Genomic DNA, 16,522 nt, shown 5'->3' on the forward strand with positions numbered 1-16,522 from the left:
CAGTTCCTTGATGCCGATCCCGTACGCCTGCGGCTCGGCGTTCGCGTCCAGCTTGAACTTCGAGATCAGCTGGCGGCCGAGGTGGCCGCGGCAGCCTTCGGCGAACAGCGTGTACTTCGCGTGCAGCTCCATGCCGAGCTGGAAGTTCTCGGTCGGCTCGCCGTCCTTGCCCACGCCCATGTTGCCGGTCGCGACGCCTTTGACCGAGCCGTCGTCGTTGTAGAGGATCTCGGCTGCGGGGAAGCCGGGGAAGATCTCGACGCCCAGCGCCTCGGCCTGCTGGCCCAGCCAGCGCGTGACGTTGCCCAGCGAAATGACGTAGTTGCCGTGGTTCTGGAAGTTGGCGGGCAGCGCCCAGTTGGGCGTGGTGACCGCGCTCTTCTCGGACAGGAACAGGAAGCGGTCTTCCGTCACCTCGACGTCGAGCGGGGCGCCTCGTTCCTTCCAGTCGGGGAACAGTTCGTTGATCGCGCGCGGATCCATCACCGCGCCCGACAGGATGTGCGCGCCGATCTCGGAACCCTTCTCGAGCACGCACACGCCGATCTCGGTGCCTTTCTCGGCGGCCAGCTGCTTGAGCCGGATCGCCGCCGACAGCCCGGCGGGGCCGCCGCCGACGATCACGACGTCGTATTCCATCGATTCGCGCGGGCCGTATTGCTCGATGAGGCTTGCGGGGGTCATTGGCGTTCCTCTAACCGTTAGAATGCTTTTATTCGGGAGCGTATTGTCTGCGAAACGAAACGCTTGCCGCAACAACATGCGGCTAGATTAGCACGATCGTTCTATTTTTTGTGCTAGGGTAATGCTGCCCGGGCTGTGCCGCCCGGGCTGGCGAAACGACATCGAAAGGGGATGTGCAAATGGGTCGATCGATCAATCTGGAAGGCAAGGTTGCGCTGGTCACGGGCGCGTCGAGCGGCCTCGGGCAGCGCTTTGCGCAGGTGCTGTCGCAGGCCGGCGCGAAGGTCGTGCTTGCGAGCCGCCGTGTCGAGCGCCTGAAGGAGCTGCGCGCGGAGATCGAGGCGGCGGGCGGCGCCGCGCACGTCGTGTCGCTCGACGTCACCGACGTCCAGAGCATCAAGGCAGCGGTCGCGCATGCGGAAACGGAAGCCGGCACGATCGACATCCTCGTGAACAATTCGGGTGTCTCGACGATGCAGAAGCTCGTCGACGTCACGCCGGCCGATTTCGAGTTCGTGTTCGACACCAACACGCGCGGCGCATTTTTCGTCGCGCAGGAAGTCGCGAAGCGGATGATCATGCGCGCGAACGGCAGCGGCAACGGCAAGCCGCCGTGCCGGATCATCAACATCGCGTCGGTGGCCGGGCTGCGCGTGTTCCCGCAGATCGGGCTGTACGCGATGAGCAAGGCCGCGGTCGTGCAGATGACGCGTGCGATGGCGCTCGAGTGGGGGCGCCACGGGATCAACGTCAACGCGATCTGTCCGGGCTATATCGATACCGAAATCAATCATTACCTGTGGGAAACCGAGCAGGGCCAGAAGCTGCAGTCGATGCTGCCGCGCCGGCGCGTCGGCAAGCCGCAGGATCTCGACGGGCTGTTGTTGCTGCTCGCGGCCGACGAGTCGCAGTTCATCAATGGCTCGATTATCTCCGCCGACGATGGCTTCGGCCTCGCCTGAGCGGACGACACTCAGCAACAAAGAAGACTGCAATGAGCGCAACAAGCGATTACTCCCCCGTATTTGAGATGTCGATGCCGATCCGCTGGGGCGACATGGACGCATTCGGCCATGTGAACAACACGGTCTATTTCCGCTACATGGAGCAGGCGCGGATCTCGTGGTTCGAGGAACTCGGCATTGCCGGCGGCAATGGCGAAGGGCAGGGGCCCGTCATCGTCACGGCGTCGATGGAATTCCTCAAGCAACTGCACTATCCGGGCGACGTGATCGCGAAGATGTCGGCCGCGAAACCCGGCCGGAGCAGCTTCGACACCGGTTTCGAACTCACGCGCGCGGACGATCCGCAGCACGTCTATGCGCGCGGCAAGGCGCGCTGCGTGTGGGTCGACTACGCGCTGGGCAAGTCGGTGGAACTGCCGCAACTGCTGCGCGACACGATCGAGCGCGCACTCGCGACGAAAATCGACTGAGCGCCGGATCGGCGAGGCCGGCGCCGGCGCGCCGGTGATTTGCCCTGCCTGTCGTTGCCCGAATCGGCCGCCTTGCGCGGCCGATCGTCATTCGGGCGCCGTCACGCGGCAGGCGTTCACTGCCCGAGCAGACGCTGCAGAAGCTCCGGCGTGTTGTTCGTGCCGTATTTGCGCATCAGCCGAGCGCGGTAGATGTCGACCGTGCGCGAACTGATGTCGAGCACGCGCCCGATCTGCTTGCTGGTCTTGCCGGTCGCGAGCTGCGCGGCGATCTCGCGCTCGCGCGGGGTCAGCTCGACGGCGACCCGGCGGGTCGCACTCAGATCCTCGAAGGTCCACACGCCGGCCGCGAGCGGCGCGGTACGGTCGAGCGCGCGGCCCGTCACGTGGCACCAGAACAACTCGCCATCCGCGCGCTTCATGATTCTGTCATCCGAGTAGATGCCGTTCGCGGCCATCACGCGCGCGATACGCTCGCCGATGCGCTGGAATTCGTCCGTCGACGGGTAGAGCACCTCGTACGATTTCCCTATCAGGTCGGCTCGCGCGCAGCGGAAGATCGACGCGAGCGCGTCGTTGCAATCCTCGATCACGCGGTCGCGAGACAGCACGAGGCCGAGCGGCGCGAGGTGGAAGGCAGTCTGGTAATCGAGAGCTGGCATGGCGCGGGCAAGCGGAGGCAAACGCTTATGTATTTTTGCGTATTGTGCCGCATCCGCGCCGCATCGTACCCTTTCAGGCATCTCGCGGTGGTTTGCCGCGACATAAAAACAGCGCGCTTCGACGCAGGCATTGCCGCGCATGCATAGAATGATGCGGCGGGCTTGCGGCCCAGCTGGGCGCGTGAACCGGTTTCGCTGGTTTCCATAGAGGAAGGGACAACTGATGAACAAAGTCTATCCAAGCGCGGCTGCCGCGCTGGAAGGGATCGTCCGCGACGGACAGACCTTCGCGGTGGGCGGCTTCGGCCTGTGCGGGATTCCGGAAGCGCTGATCGCGGCGTTGCGCGATTCGGCGGTCAAGGGCATCACCTGCATCAGCAACAACGCGGGCGTCGACGGCTTCGGCCTCGGCCTGCTGCTGGAAACGCGCCAGATCAAGAAGATGATCTCGTCGTACGTCGGCGAGAACAAGGAGTTCGAGCGCCAGTACCTGGCCGGCGAACTCGAGCTCGAATTCACGCCGCAAGGCACGCTCGCCGAGAAGCTGCGCGCGGGCGGCGCAGGCATCCCTGCCTTCTTCACGAATACCGGCTACGGCACCGTGATCGCGGAAGGCAAGGAAACGCGTCAGTTCGGCGACCGCCACTACGTGCTCGAGCCGTCGCTGACGGCCGACGTCGCGCTCGTGAAGGCGTGGAAGGCCGACAAGTCCGGCAACCTGATCTATCGCCGCACGGCGCGCAACTTCAACCCGATGTGCGCGATGGCCGGCAAGATCACCGTGGTGGAAGTCGAGGAGATCGTCGAGAACGGCACGCTCGATCCGGACCAGGTCCACACGCCGGGGATTTTCGTGCAGCGCATCGTGCTGAACGCGACGCCTGAAAAACGCATCGAACAACGCGTCGTACGCGCGAAAGGAGACTGACATGGCCTGGAATCGTGACCAGATGGCCGCGCGCGCGGCGAAGGAGCTGCAGGACGGCTTCTACGTGAACCTCGGTATCGGCCTGCCGACGCTCGTTGCCAACCACGTGCCGGAAGGCGTCGAAGTGTGGCTGCAGTCGGAAAACGGCCTGCTCGGTATCGGCCCGTCGCCGACCGAAGACGAAGTCGACGCCGATCTCATCAACGCCGGCAAGCAGACCGTCACGACGCTGCCGGGCTCGTCGATCTTCTCGTCGGCCGACTCGTTCGCGATGATCCGCGGCGGCCATATCAACCTCGCGATCCTCGGTGCGATGCAGGTCAGCAAGCAGGGCGATCTCGCGAACTGGATGATCCCCGGCAAGATGATCAAGGGGATGGGCGGCGCGATGGACCTCGTCGCGGGTGTGGGGCGTGTCGTCGTGCTGATGGAGCATGTCGCGAAGGGCGACCAGCACAAGATCCTCGACGCGTGCAACCTGCCGCTGACGGGTGTCGGCGTGGTCGACCTGATCATCACCGATCTCGGCGTGATCGAAGTGACGCCGGCCGGCCTGAAGGTGCTCGAGCTCGCCGACAGCGTGAGCGCCGACGAGATCCAGGCGAAGACGGGCGCGCCGCTCGACGTCAGCGCCGTCGCGTAAATCAACTGCGCACCCGCGCGGTCTCGACGCCCCGCATGCCGGACGACGGCATGCGGGGCGTTTGTCATTGCGCATCGGCGGGCCGCCTGTTCGGTGCCCGATGAGCCGACCCGCGCGCCGGAAGCGGTTTACAATCGTTCGCATCGGGCGCCGCAAGCGTTGCCCCGCGCGTCGCCCCCGTTCGACAGGATGCCAACGATGCCAACGACCCCAGCGAATCCCCAGGTTCCTCGCCAGCGGCGCGTGCAGTGTGCGAGCGCTGCAGGCCTGCATCACATCGCCTATACGGAGTGGGGCGATCCCGCCAACCCGCGCGTGCTCGTCTGCGTGCACGGCCTGACGCGTTCCGGGCGCGATTTCGACCGGCTCGCCGCCGCGCTGTCCGATACGTATCGCGTCGTCTGCCCCGACATCGTCGGGCGCGGCCGGTCGGACCGGCTGGCCGACCCGCGGCTCTATGCGATTCCGCAGTACGTGGCCGACATGGTGACGCTGATCGCGCGGCTCGACGTCGAATCGGTCGACTGGTTCGGTACGTCGATGGGCGGCCTGATCGGCATGGCGCTCGCGGGGCTGCCCGGTTCGCCGCTGCGCCGGATGATCATCAACGACGTCGGGCCGCGCATCGAGCCCGATTCGCTGACGCGCATCGGCGAATACCTCGGCGTGCAGCCGCGCTTCGACACCGAGCAGGAGGCCATCGACTATCTGACGTCGCTGTCGCTGCCGTTCGGCGCGCTGACTGCCGACGAATGGCGCGAGATCAACGGGCCGCTGCTGCACGAGCTGCCCGAGGGCGGCTGGACGATGCGCTACGATCCGCGCATCGCCGAGCCGTTCAAGGCAACGACGCCCGAACTGGCCGCGCTCGGCGAAGCTGCGCTGTGGCGCGCGATCGAGACGACGGATGCGTCGCTGCTCGTCGTGCGTGGCGAGACGTCCGACCTGCTGTCGCGCGAGACGGTGGCCGACATGGTGCGTCGCGGCCGGCATGTGACGCATGCCGAGATTCCGGGTGCGGGCCACGCGCCGGCGTTCATCAGCGCCGACCAGATTGCGCTTGCGCGGCGGTTTTTCGTCGAAGGCGACGCATAAACGCGTCATAATATGCGGTTCGGCGGCACGCGGGCCGTGTCGTCGCCCGATTCTCTACCCACTCACGACCGGAACACTCCATGGCAGTCATTCGTCACCACGTCGGGGCCCGTCTCTCCGAAACCGCGATCCACAACGGTACCGTGTATCTGGCCGGCCAGATCGCCGAAGACACCACGCAGGACATCAAGGGCCAGACGCGCGAAGTGCTCGGCCACATCGACCGCCTGCTCGCCGAAGCGAACAGCGACAAGGCGCATCTGCTGTCGGTGCAGATCTACATCTCGGATCTCGCGAACTTCGACGGCATGAATGCCGAGTGGGATGCATGGGTCGCACAGGGCAATACGCCGCCGCGTGCCACCGTCGAGGCGAAGCTCGCGGATCCCGCGCTGCTCGTCGAGATCGTGGTCGTCGCCGCGCAGCGGAGCTGAGCGTTATCCGACGATGACCGCATTCCCGCAGGCCGTGCAATGACCGAGTCCGTTTCCGCTTCTCCCGTCGCGGCACCGTCGTTCGACGACGTGCTGGCGTTCGTGCGCGAACGGGCCGGAGATGCACGCCTGTCGTCGGGCGAACTGCTTGCCGATCACTCGGCCGGCACGGCGGCGATCATGCGCACGCTGAACGTCGACCCGTCTGCGATGCAGGCCGCTGCGTTGTTCGTGCTGACGCCGCATCTGAGCGACCCCGAGCGCGAGCTTACCGAGCGCTTCGGCGAAGAGGTGGCGCGGCTCGTGTCCGACGTGCGCAAGCTGTTGCGGCTCGGCACCGTCAGCCTGCGCGCCGCGCAGAACGCGATGCCCGACACGGGGCGCGACGCGGCGGAAGAGCGGCGCACGCAGATCGAGGCGCTGCGCAAGATGCTGCTCGCGTTCGCGCAGGATATTCGCGTCGTGCTGATCCGGCTCGCGTCGCGGTTGCAGTCGTTGCGCTATTACGCGGCCGCGAAGATCGAGCCGCCGCCCGACGTCGCGCGCGAGACGCTCGAGATCTATGCGCCGCTCGCGAACCGTCTCGGCATCTGGCAACTGAAGTGGGAGCTCGAGGATCTCGCGTTCCGCTTCGAGGATCCCGTCACCTACAAGCGGATCGCCAAGCTGCTCGACGAGAAGCGCATCGAGCGCGAGGCGTACGTCACGCAGGCGATCGAGCGGCTGCAGCACGAGCTCGCGGAAGCGGGCATCCAGGCCGACGTGAGCGGCCGGCCGAAACATATCTACAGCATCTGGCGCAAGATGCGCGGCAAGGAGCTCGATTTCTCCGAGCTGTACGACGTGCGCGCGTTTCGCGTGATCGTGCCGGACATCAAGGATTGCTACGCGGTGCTCGGCATCGTGCATCACCTGTGGCAGCCGGTGCCGAAGGAATTCGACGACTACATCTCGCGGCCGAAGCCGAACGGCTACAAGTCGCTGCATACGGTCGTGATCGGCGACGACGGCCGCGCGTTCGAGGTGCAGATCCGCACGCAGGAGATGCACCGTTTCGCCGAGTACGGCGTGGCCGCGCACTGGCGCTACAAGGAGGCCGGCACGCGCGGTTATGGCGGCCAGTTCTCGGCGAGCGACAAGTACGACGAGAAGATCGCGTGGCTGCGCCAGTTGCTGGCGTGGAAGGACGACGTCGAGGACGGCACCGAGGTGTCGGGCGACCAGGCGTGGGCGCAATTGCGCGAGACGTCGCTCGACGACGACCACATCTACGTGCTGACGCCGCAGGCGCGCGTCATCGCGTTGCCGCAGGGCGCGACGCCGGTCGATTTCGCATACCACCTGCACAGCGAGCTGGGTCATCGCTGCCGCGGCGCGCGCGTCGACGGCGTGATGGTGCCGCTGAACACGTCGCTCGCGAACGGCCAGACGGTCGAGATCGTCGCGGTGAAGGAGGGCGGGCCGTCGCGCGACTGGCTGAACCTGCAGCTCGGCTACCTGAAGAGTCCGCGTGCGCGCCAGAAGGTACGTGCGTGGTTCAACTCGATCGAGCAGGAAGAAAACGTCGCGCATGGCCGTGCGCTCGTCGAAAAGACGCTGCAGCGCGAAGGCAAGACGTCGGTCAACCTGGACCACCTTGCCGCGAAGCTCGGCTTCAAGTCGCCCGAGGAGCTGTTCTCGGTCGTCGGCAAGGAAGAGTTCAGCCTGCGCAATGTCGAGCACGCGCTCTCCGATGCGCCGCCGCCGGAGCCGGCACCCGAGACGCCGGCCGATTTCGAGAAGCGCAGCAGCGGCGCGAGCGTCGCGCACGGTGCGTCGACCGGCGTGCTGGTAGTGGGCGTCGATGCGTTGCTGACCCAGCTGGCGCGCTGCTGCCGTCCGGCGCCGCCCGATCCGATCAGCGGGTTCGTCACGCGCGGCAAGGGCATGTCGATCCACCGTACCGACTGTCCGACGTTCCGCCGGATGGTCGAGCGCGCTCCGGAGCGCGTGCTGCAGACGACCTGGTCGGCCGACGTGCTGGGCGGGCGCGGCGCGTCCGTCTATCCGGTCGACCTGATGATCGAGGCGAGCGACCGGCAAGGATTGCTGCGCGACATCTCCGAAGTGTTCGCGCGCGAGAAGATCAACGTGGTGGGCGTGAAGACGCAGAGTCGCCGCAATGCCGCATTCATGCAGTTCACGGTCGAGGTGTCGAATTCGGCGCAGGTGCAGCGCGCGTGCACGCTGCTCGGCGAAGTGCAAGGCGTCGTGCGGGCGGGGCGGAAGGCGTGATGTGGGGTTGGAGCACCATTATTTTGCTGCGACCGCATAAAAACACTTGCCAAGCCGGTGGCAGCTCCATATAATCTTAGCTTCTCTAGGCTCGTAGCTCAGCTGGTTAGAGCACCACCTTGACATGGTGGGGGTCGTTGGTTCGAGTCCAATCGAGCCTACCAACGAATTGAGAATGCCCGGCCTCCGGGTGTTCGATGCAGTAAAGAACTCAACGCGAACAAGGCGAATACGGTTATGACACCGCGAACGTTGACCGAAACTACTTCGGAGCGACGCTAGTCGAGGAACGTTTTCGCCCTTTCAGTTTGAGTGAAGTATCGAATGCGGCCCCTCGAAAGCGGGGCCGCATTTTTTTTGTCGCGAAATTTTCGCGCGTGATTCTTGATCGCGCGTACCTGGTCTGCCGCCCACTGTCGGCATCACGGAGATTGCTATGGTTTCGATACGCTTGCCTGACGGCTCAGTTCGACAATACGAGCATCCGGTGACAGTTGCCGAGGTTGCAGCCTCGATCGGTCCCGGCCTTGCGAAGGCTGCGCTTGGTGGCAAGCTCGATGGCGAGCTCGTTGATACGTCCACGGTGATCGACCGCGACGCGTCGCTCGCGATCGTCACGGACAAGGATGCCGACGGTCTCGACATCATTCGCCACTCGACCGCGCACTTGCTCGCGTATGCGGTGAAGGATCTGTATCCGGATGCGCAGGTGACGATCGGCCCGGTGATCGACAACGGCTTCTATTACGACTTCTCGTACAACCGTCCGTTTACGCCGGAAGATCTGGAAAAGATCGAAAAGCGCATGCAGGAGCTCGCGAAGAAGGACGAGCCCGTGACGCGCCGCGTCGTGTCGCGTGACGAGGCGGCCGGTTACTTCCGCAGCATCGGCGAGAAGTACAAGGCCGAGATCATCGAATCGATCCCGCAAAGCGACGAAATCAAGCTGTATTCGCACGGCGGCTTCACCGATCTGTGCCGCGGCCCGCACGTGCCGTCCACCGGCAAGATGAAGGTCTTCAAGCTGATGAAGGTCGCGGGCGCGTACTGGCGCGGCGATTCGAAGAACGAGCAGCTGCAGCGCATCTACGGTACGGCCTGGACCAAGAAGGAAGACCAGGACCAGTACCTGCACATGCTCGAGGAAGCGGAAAAGCGCGACCACCGCAAGCTCGGCAAGCAGCTCGACCTGTTCCACATGCAGGAAGAGTCGCCGGGCATGGTGTTCTGGCATCCGAAGGGCTGGGCGCTGTGGCAGCAGGTCGAGCAGTACATGCGCCGCCGCGTGAACGACGCCGGGTACCTCGAGATCAAGACGCCGATGATCATGGACCGCTCGCTGTGGGAGGCGTCGGGCCACTGGCAGAACTACCGCGAGAACATGTTCACGACGGAGTCGGAGAAGCGCGACTACGCGATCAAGCCGATGAACTGCCCGGGCCACGTCCAGGTGTTCAAGCACGGCCTGCGCTCGTACCGCGATCTGCCGTTGCGTTACGCGGAATTCGGTTCGTGCCACCGCAACGAGGCGTCGGGCGCGCTGCACGGCCTGATGCGCGTGCGCGGCTTCGTGCAGGACGATGCGCACATCTTCTGTACGGAAGACCAGTTCATTTCGGAATCGATCGCGTTCAACACGCTGGCCATGAGCGTGTACAAGGATTTCGGCTTCGATCACATCGACATCAAGCTGTCGCTGCGCCCCGAGCAGCGTGCGGGCACGGACGAGACCTGGGATCGCGCCGAGCAGGGCCTGCGCGACGCGCTGACGGCCTGCGGCCTCACGTGGGAAGAGTTGCCGGGTGAAGGCGCGTTCTACGGCCCGAAGATCGAGTACCACATCAAGGATGCGCTCGGCCGTTCGTGGCAGTGCGGCACGCTGCAGCTCGACATGGTGCTGCCGGAGCGCCTCGGCGCCGAGTACGTGGCGGAAGACAACAGCCGCCGCCGGCCGGTGATGCTGCACCGCGCGATCGTCGGTTCGATGGAGCGTTTCCTCGGCATTTTGATCGAGCACCATGCCGGTGCAATGCCTGTCTGGCTCGCGCCGTTCCAGGCAATTGTGCTCAATATCGCCGAAAGTCAGGCCGAATATGCGCAGTCCCTGACCCAAACGTTGCAAAAACAAGGGGTTAGAGTGGCGGCCGATTTGCGCAACGAGAAGATTAGCTATAAAATACGCGAGCACACGCTGGAAAAGGTGCCTTATCTCCTCGTCGTGGGTGATAAGGAGCGTGATGCGCAAACGGTAGCCGTGCGTGCCCGTGGCGGCGTCGATCTTGGCGTAATGCCGATCGAAGCCTTCGTTGAGCGTCTGCAGGAAGACCTGCGCTCGTTCAAGTAACCGCCCTGGCAGCGCGGCTCGTTTTTTTAATTTTTAGAGGAAACGTAACATCGCTACTGATAAGTCGTCGCACCGCATCAACGGTGAAATCACTGCGCCGGAAGTGCGTCTGGTCGGGATCGAGAACGAACCGCTCGGTATCGTAAAACTCGCTGATGCTTTCCGTAAATCGGAAGAACTGGATGTTGACCTGGTGGAAATCGCGCCGCAAGCGGTTCCCCCGGTTTGCCGTCTGATGGATTACGGCAAGTTCAAGTACCAGGAATCGAAGAAGCAGCACGAAGCGAAGCTGAAGCAGAAGGTCATCCAGGTCAAGGAAGTCAAGTTCCGCCCGGGTACCGATGACGGTGACTACAACGTCAAGCTCCGCAATCTCGTGCGCTTCCTCGAAGAGGGCGACAAGACGAAGATCACGTTGCGTTTCCGCGGCCGTGAAATGGCTCACCAGGAAATCGGTATGCGGATGCTTGAGCGTCTGCGCACGGATCTCGAGGAAGTCGGCCAGGTCGAGCAGATGCCGAAGATGGAAGGGCGCCAGATGATCATGGTGCTCTCGCCGAAGAAAAAGAAGTAACGGGCCCGCGCGCTTCGCGCGCTGGTTCGACAGTGGTTCGGCGCGTTGCCCGGTCAGGGCGGCGTGCCAGCGATGACGGTGGCCGCGCAAGCGGTACGCCGTACACAAGTGGACTGGGTTTCGAAGGGCGGGTCAAGGGCGCAAGCCAACCGCACACCCATCGCCATCTAATAAACTGGAGTTGTTCGTCATGCCTAAGATGAAGACCAAGAAGAGCGCTGCAAAGCGCTTCGTGGTGCGTCCGGGCGGTACCGTCAAGCGCGGTCAAGCCTTCAAGCGTCACATCCTGACCAAGAAAACCACGAAGAACAAGCGCCACCTGCGCGGCGCAACGGCAGTTCATGATTCCGATCTGAACTCCGTCCGCGCAATGCTGCCGTTCGCGTAACCCCTCAACTGATACTCCAAGGAGAGAAACATGCCTCGAGTCAAACGTGGGGTAACCGCACGGGCCCGCCACAAGAAGATCATCAACCTGGCCAAGGGTTATCGCGGCCGCCGCAATAACGTCTACCGCATCGCCAAGCAGGCGGTGATGCGCGCTGGTCAGTACGCGTACCGCGACCGTCGCAACAAGAAGCGTGTGTTCCGCGCACTGTGGATCACGCGTATCAACGCGGCAGTTCGCCAGCACGACATGACCTACAGCGTGTTCATCAACGGCCTGAAGAAGGCGTCGATCGAACTCGACCGTAAGGTCCTGGCCGACATGGCGGTGTTCGACAAGGCTGCTTTTGCTGCGATCGTCAAGCAGGTGAAAGCCGCCGTTGCAGCCTAATTGCAAAATTAGCACTGCGTGGTTAGTTGCAGCGATGTTCCGGTAGTTTCGGCCGCTGCAGCGAAAACGGGGCTCTTCCGAGCCCCTTTTTTGTTTGGTGGAGCAGTTTCGCTCGCCAAGACCGAATGACGTTGGAAATGATGGGATCTATGGATCTGGACCAGATTGTCGCCGACGCGCAGCAGTCCTTCGAACAGGCTGCCGACATCACCACGCTCGAAAACGAGAAAGCACGATTTCTCGGCAAGTCGGGTGCGCTGACCGAGTTGCTGAAGGGCCTCGGCAAGCTCGATCCCGAAACACGCAAGACCGAAGGCGCACGCATCAACGTCGTGAAGCAGCAGGTTGAAGCCGCGCTGACCGCCCGTCGTCAGGCACTGGCCGACGCGCTGCTGAATCAGCGCCTCACTGCCGAAGCGATCGACGTGACGCTGCCGGGCCGTGGCGCCGGCGCGGGTAGCCTGCACCCCGTGATGCGCACGTGGGAGCGGGTCGAACAGATTTTCGGCTCGATCGGTTTCGATGTGGCCGACGGCCCCGAAATCGAGACCGACTGGTACAACTTCACGTCGCTGAACAGCCCGGAGAACCATCCGGCGCGTTCGATGCAGGACACCTTCTACGTCGAAGGCAAGGATGCCGACGGCCGTCAGCTGCTGCTGCGCACGCACACGAGCCCGATGCAGGTGCGTTATGCGCGCATGAACCGTCCGCCGATCAAGGTGATCGCGCCGGGCCGCACGTATCGCGTCGACAGCGATGCGACCCACTCGCCGATGTTCAATCAGGTCGAGGGGCTGTGGATCGACGAGAACATCAGCTTCGCCGACCTCAAGGGCGTCTACACCGACTTCCTGAAAAAATTCTTCGAGCGCGACGACATCCTCGTGCGCTTCCGTCCGTCGTATTTCCCGTTCACGGAACCGTCGGCCGAGATCGACATGATGTTCGAGCAAGGCAAGAATGCCGGCAAGTGGCTCGAGATTTCCGGCTCGGGGCAAGTGCATCCGACCGTGATTCGCAACATGGGCCTCGATCCCGAGCGCTACATCGGCTTCGCGTTCGGCAGCGGCCTCGAGCGCCTGACGATGCTGCGCTATGGCGTCCAGGATCTCCGGCTGTTCTTCGAGAACGACCTGCGTTTCCTGCGCCAGTTCGCATAACGCCGCTCGCCGCGCCGACCTGTGCCCGCGCACGCCCCGACGGACGATCCGACGGGGCCCGGGCGTCGATCTAACCTGTTTCGAACGTAGACATCCATGCAATTCCCTGAATCCTGGTTGAGAACCTTTGTCGACCCGCAGCTGACGACCGACGAACTGTCGCACGCGCTGACGATGGCGGGGCTCGAAGTCGAATCGCTGAGCAAGGCTGCGCCGCCGACGTCGAAGATCGTCGTCGGCCGCGTGCTCGAAGTCGTCAAGCATCCGGATGCGGACAAGCTCAATGTCTGCCAGGTCGACGCCGGCACCGGCGCGACGCTGAACATCGTCTGCGGCGCGCCGAACGTCGCGCCCGGCATCAAGGTGCCGGTTGCATTGGTCGGCGCGGAACTGCCGCCGTCGGAAGAGGGCGGCAAGCCGTTCGCGATCAAGCTGTCGAAGCTGCGCGGCGTGGAGAGCCAGGGGATGCTGTGCTCGGCACGCGAACTCAAGCTGTCCGAGGACCACAGCGGCCTGCTGATCCTGCCGGAAGATACGCCGGTCGGCCAGGACATTCGCGAGACGCTCAATCTCGACGACACGATCTTCGAAATCAAGCTGACGCCGAACAAGGCCGACTGCCTGTCCGTGTTCGGTATCGCGCGCGAGACGGCCGCGATCACCGGCGCGCCGCTGACGCCGGTCGACATCCGCCCGGTGCGCGTCGAGCTCGACGAAACGCTGCCGGTGCGTATCGCCGCGCCCGATCTGTGCGGCCGTTTCTCGGGTCGCGTGATCCGCGGCGTGAACGCGCACGCGAAGACGCCGCAGTGGATGGTCGAGCGCCTCGAGCGTTCGGGCCAGCGCAGCGTGTCCGCGCTCGTCGACATCTCGAACTATGTGATGTTCGAGCTCGGCCGCCCGTCGCACGTGTTCGATCTCGACAAGATCCATGGCGGCATCGACGTGCGCTGGGGCAAGCGCGGCGAATCGCTGAAGCTGCTCAACGGCAACACCGTCGAACTCGACGAAACGGTCGGCGTGATTTCGGATGATCGCCAGGTCGAAAGCCTGGCCGGCATCATGGGCGGCGACAGCACGGCCGTCACGCTCGACACGACCAACATCTATCTCGAAGCCGCGTTCTGGTGGCCGGACAGCATCCGCGGCCGCGCGCGCAAGTACAACTTCTCGACCGATGCGGCGCATCGCTTCGAGCGCGGTGTCGACTACGCGACGACCGTCGAGCACGTCGAGCGCATCACGCAACTGATTCTCGAGATCTGCGGCGGCAAGGCCGGCCCGGTCGACGATCAGTCGGTGAACCTGCCGCAGCGCGCGCCGGTGAAGATGCGCGTGTCGCGCGCGAACCGCATCATCGGCGTGAAGATCGGCGCCGACGAGATCGCCAGCATCTTCACGCGCCTCGCGTTGCCGTTCGAGCGTGAAGACGACGCATTCCTCGTCACGCCGCCGTCGCACCGCTTCGACATCGAGATCGAGGAAGACCTGATCGAGGAAGTGGCGCGCATCTACGGTTTCGAAAAGATTCCGGCGCGTCCGCCGGTCGCGACGAGCGAAATGCGCGCGACCAACGAGACGCGGCGCTCGATCCACGACATCCGTCACGCGCTTGCCGCGCGCGACTATGCGGAAACCGTCAACTTCAGCTTCGTCGATGCGGAGTGGGAGCACGATTTCGCCGGCAACGACAACCCGATCCGGTTGCTGAACCCGATCGCGAGCCAGCTTTCGGTGATGCGCACGACGCTGTTCGGCAGCCTGATCGCCGTGCTGCGTCACAACCTGAACCGCCGTGCCGATCGCGTGCGCGTGTTCGAGTCGGGCCGCGTGTTCCTCGCCGATTCGTCGGTGAAGGCCGGCGAGCTGGCGGTCGAAGGTCATGCGCAACCGAAGCGTGTCGGTGCGCTGGCGTACGGTCCGGCAGTCGACGAGCAGTGGGGCGTCGCTACCCGCGCGGTCGATTTCTTCGACGTGAAGGGCGACCTCGAGGCGCTGCTGGCGCCGGCGGCCGCACGCTTCGTGAAGGCAGAGCATCCGGCCCTCCATCCGGGCCGCAGCGCACGCATCGAGGTCGATGGCCGTGCGGTCGGCTGGATCGGCGAGCTGCACCCGCGCCTGATGCAGAAGTACGAGCTGCCGCACGCGCCGGTGATGTTCGAGATCGATGCGGACGCGCTGATTGCGCGTGCGCTGCCGGCGCCGACCGACGTGTCGAAATTCCCGCCGGTCCGTCGCGATATCGCCGTTGTCGTCGATCAGGCGGTCGAGGTTCAGGCACTTTTCGACGAAATGAAGAAGGCGCTTGCCGAAGAGGCCTGCCGATTCGTTCAGAAGGTTGTACTCTTCGACGAATTTCGTGCAAAATCAAATACTTCCGGTGGTCTTGCCGCGCACGAGAAGAGCCTTGCCTTCCGCGTGACGCTGCAGGACGCGGCTGGCACGCTACAGGACGAGGTCGTCGACCAGGCGATCCAGACGCTGGTCGAGCGGATGGCTCGTACCGGTGCCCGCCTGCGCGGCTAAGGAGAGGGTCCGCCCGTTCGCGGGCGGCTTTTTCCCATCGTAAGTTTTGATTTAACGCGCTGTATGGCAGATATGAACGACATGACCTCGAGTGAATTCGAAGCCCTCCTGACGGCGCAACGCAGCGCCATGAACCGCGACGCTTCGGCGGCGGCGTCCCCCGAGACGCCCACGCTGACGAAGGCGGAGCTGGCGGAGCTGCTGTTCGACAGCGTCGGGCTGAACAAGCGTGAAGCGAAGGACATGGTCGAGGCGTTTTTCGAGGTGATCCGCGACGCGCTCGAAAACGGCGAGAGCGTCAAGCTGTCGGGATTCGGCAATTTCCAGTTGCGCGACAAGCCGCAGCGTCCGGGCCGCAATCCGAAGACGGGCGAGGCGATTCCGATCGCGGCGCGCCGGGTGGTAACCTTCCACGCGAGCCAGAAGCTGAAGGCGCTGGTCGAAAACGGCGCGGAATAAGCGCCGCACGCAGCAGTCTCCGCGCGGCCGCCGCGCACCCTTTACCGACGGTTAACCGACGATGACCACTACGGTTGAGAAAGTCGTCTTGCCTCCGATTCCCGCGAAGCGCTACTTCACGATCGGTGAAGTCAGCGAACTGTGTGGGGTCAAGCCGCATGTGCTGCGTTATTGGGAACAGGAATTCACTCAACTGCGGCCGGTGAAGCGGCGCGGCAATCGTCGGTATTACCAGCATCACGAAGTGCTGCTGATCCGGCGGATTCGCGAGTTGCTCTACGAGCAGGGATTCACGATCAACGGTGCACGCAACCGGCTCGATTCGCCGGGTAGCGAGCGGCGCGCGGCGGAACCGGTCGAACCCGAGTCGCAGGCCGCCGACGTGCGTGTATCGGGCAAGCCGGGTGGAACCGTCGACGTCATCGCATTGCGGCAGGCGCTGCTCGACGTGATCGACGGACTGAAGCACGACTGAGCGCGTAGCGCGAACGAGATCAAAGGGAAAGCCCGGTTGGCGATGCGC

17 protein-coding genes and 1 tRNA gene are annotated in these 16,522 nt (G+C 64.1%); 16 read left to right on the forward strand and 2 right to left on the reverse strand.

The annotated features are described in order from the left end of the window. On the reverse strand, nt 1-684 hold a 684-nt coding region (locus HWX87_RS33725; RefSeq protein WP_176051212.1), incomplete at its 3' end, for an NAD(P)/FAD-dependent oxidoreductase. Between the two features lie 179 nt (nt 685-863). Between HWX87_RS33725 and HWX87_RS33730 the strand changes: the two genes are divergently transcribed. Then, nucleotides 864-1,646: an SDR family oxidoreductase gene (locus tag HWX87_RS33730; protein ID WP_011351770.1), complete on the forward strand. Its 783-nt coding sequence runs from the start codon at nt 864-866 to the stop codon at nt 1,644-1,646. Between the two features lie 32 nt (nt 1,647-1,678). Beyond that, nucleotides 1,679-2,119: an acyl-CoA thioesterase gene (locus HWX87_RS33735; RefSeq protein WP_124454777.1), complete on the forward strand. Its 441-nt coding sequence runs from the start codon at nt 1,679-1,681 to the stop codon at nt 2,117-2,119. A gap of 116 nt (nt 2,120-2,235) precedes the next feature. On the opposite strand, the gene HWX87_RS33740 is transcribed toward HWX87_RS33735, so the two are convergent. Next, nucleotides 2,236-2,781, reverse strand: a complete 546-nt coding sequence (locus HWX87_RS33740; RefSeq protein ID WP_039371401.1) for a LuxR C-terminal-related transcriptional regulator — start codon at nt 2,779-2,781, stop codon at nt 2,236-2,238. Between the two features lie 223 nt (nt 2,782-3,004). On the opposite strand from HWX87_RS33740, the gene HWX87_RS33745 reads away from it, so the two are divergent. The 14 genes from HWX87_RS33745 to HWX87_RS33810 all read left to right on the forward strand — a co-directional run bounded on the left by HWX87_RS33745 (nt 3,005) and on the right by HWX87_RS33810 (nt 16,474). After that, the gene (locus HWX87_RS33745) at nt 3,005-3,709 is read left to right on the forward strand and encodes a CoA transferase subunit A (protein ID WP_011545238.1); all 705 of its coding nucleotides are present in this window, start codon (nt 3,005-3,007) and stop codon (nt 3,707-3,709) included. 1 nt (nt 3,710) lies between these two features. Continuing rightward, entirely contained in the window at nt 3,711-4,352 is a 642-nt protein-coding gene (locus tag HWX87_RS33750; RefSeq protein WP_176051213.1) for a CoA transferase subunit B, read from the forward strand. Nucleotides 4,353-4,550: 198 nt separating this feature from the next. Further along, nucleotides 4,551-5,447: an alpha/beta hydrolase gene (locus HWX87_RS33755; RefSeq protein WP_176051214.1), complete on the forward strand. Its 897-nt coding sequence runs from the start codon at nt 4,551-4,553 to the stop codon at nt 5,445-5,447. Nucleotides 5,448-5,527: 80 nt separating this feature from the next. Next, nucleotides 5,528-5,881, forward strand: a complete 354-nt coding sequence (locus HWX87_RS33760; RefSeq protein ID WP_021162422.1) for a RidA family protein — start codon at nt 5,528-5,530, stop codon at nt 5,879-5,881. 39 nt (nt 5,882-5,920) lie between these two features. Then, nucleotides 5,921-8,155 carry a bifunctional (p)ppGpp synthetase/guanosine-3',5'-bis(diphosphate) 3'-pyrophosphohydrolase gene (locus HWX87_RS33765; RefSeq protein WP_176051215.1) on the forward strand — a complete coding sequence of 745 codons (2,235 nt, stop codon included), beginning with the start codon at nt 5,921-5,923 and terminating at the stop codon, nt 8,153-8,155. A gap of 87 nt (nt 8,156-8,242) precedes the next feature. Further along, nucleotides 8,243-8,319: transfer RNA gene (locus HWX87_RS33770), tRNA-Val, on the forward strand. Nucleotides 8,320-8,591: 272 nt separating this feature from the next. Further along, complete coding sequence (gene thrS / locus HWX87_RS33775) at nt 8,592-10,499, forward strand: threonine--tRNA ligase (protein ID WP_176051216.1); 1,908 nt, start codon at nt 8,592-8,594, stop codon at nt 10,497-10,499. 49 nt (nt 10,500-10,548) lie between these two features. Next, nucleotides 10,549-11,073, forward strand: a complete 525-nt coding sequence (gene infC / locus HWX87_RS33780) for a translation initiation factor IF-3 (protein ID WP_071734130.1) — start codon at nt 10,549-10,551, stop codon at nt 11,071-11,073. A 190-nt stretch (nt 11,074-11,263) separates the two neighbouring features. Beyond that, nucleotides 11,264-11,461, forward strand: a complete 198-nt coding sequence (gene rpmI, locus HWX87_RS33785; protein ID WP_004191477.1) for a 50S ribosomal protein L35 — start codon at nt 11,264-11,266, stop codon at nt 11,459-11,461. 30 nt (nt 11,462-11,491) lie between these two features. Beyond that, nucleotides 11,492-11,851, forward strand: a complete 360-nt coding sequence (gene rplT / locus HWX87_RS33790) for a 50S ribosomal protein L20 (RefSeq protein WP_004192938.1) — start codon at nt 11,492-11,494, stop codon at nt 11,849-11,851. A gap of 149 nt (nt 11,852-12,000) precedes the next feature. Further along, nucleotides 12,001-13,014, forward strand: coding sequence for a phenylalanine--tRNA ligase subunit alpha (pheS, locus tag HWX87_RS33795; protein ID WP_059234715.1), 1,014 nt, complete (start codon nt 12,001-12,003; stop codon nt 13,012-13,014). 96 nt (nt 13,015-13,110) lie between these two features. Continuing rightward, complete coding sequence (gene pheT / locus HWX87_RS33800) at nt 13,111-15,540, forward strand: phenylalanine--tRNA ligase subunit beta (protein ID WP_176051217.1); 2,430 nt, start codon at nt 13,111-13,113, stop codon at nt 15,538-15,540. Between the two features lie 72 nt (nt 15,541-15,612). Next, nucleotides 15,613-15,999 (forward strand): integration host factor subunit alpha, encoded by a 387-nt coding sequence (locus HWX87_RS33805; RefSeq protein ID WP_176051218.1) that lies wholly within the window; start codon nt 15,613-15,615, stop codon nt 15,997-15,999. A gap of 61 nt (nt 16,000-16,060) precedes the next feature. Beyond that, a complete protein-coding gene (locus tag HWX87_RS33810; RefSeq protein ID WP_176051219.1) occupies nt 16,061-16,474 on the forward strand; it encodes a MerR family transcriptional regulator in 414 nt (137 codons plus the stop codon). Nucleotides 16,475-16,522 lie beyond the last annotated feature (48 nt).

Source organism: Burkholderia sp. BCC1644 (assembly GCF_902833225.1).
Classification (GTDB): domain Bacteria; phylum Pseudomonadota; class Gammaproteobacteria; order Burkholderiales; family Burkholderiaceae; genus Burkholderia.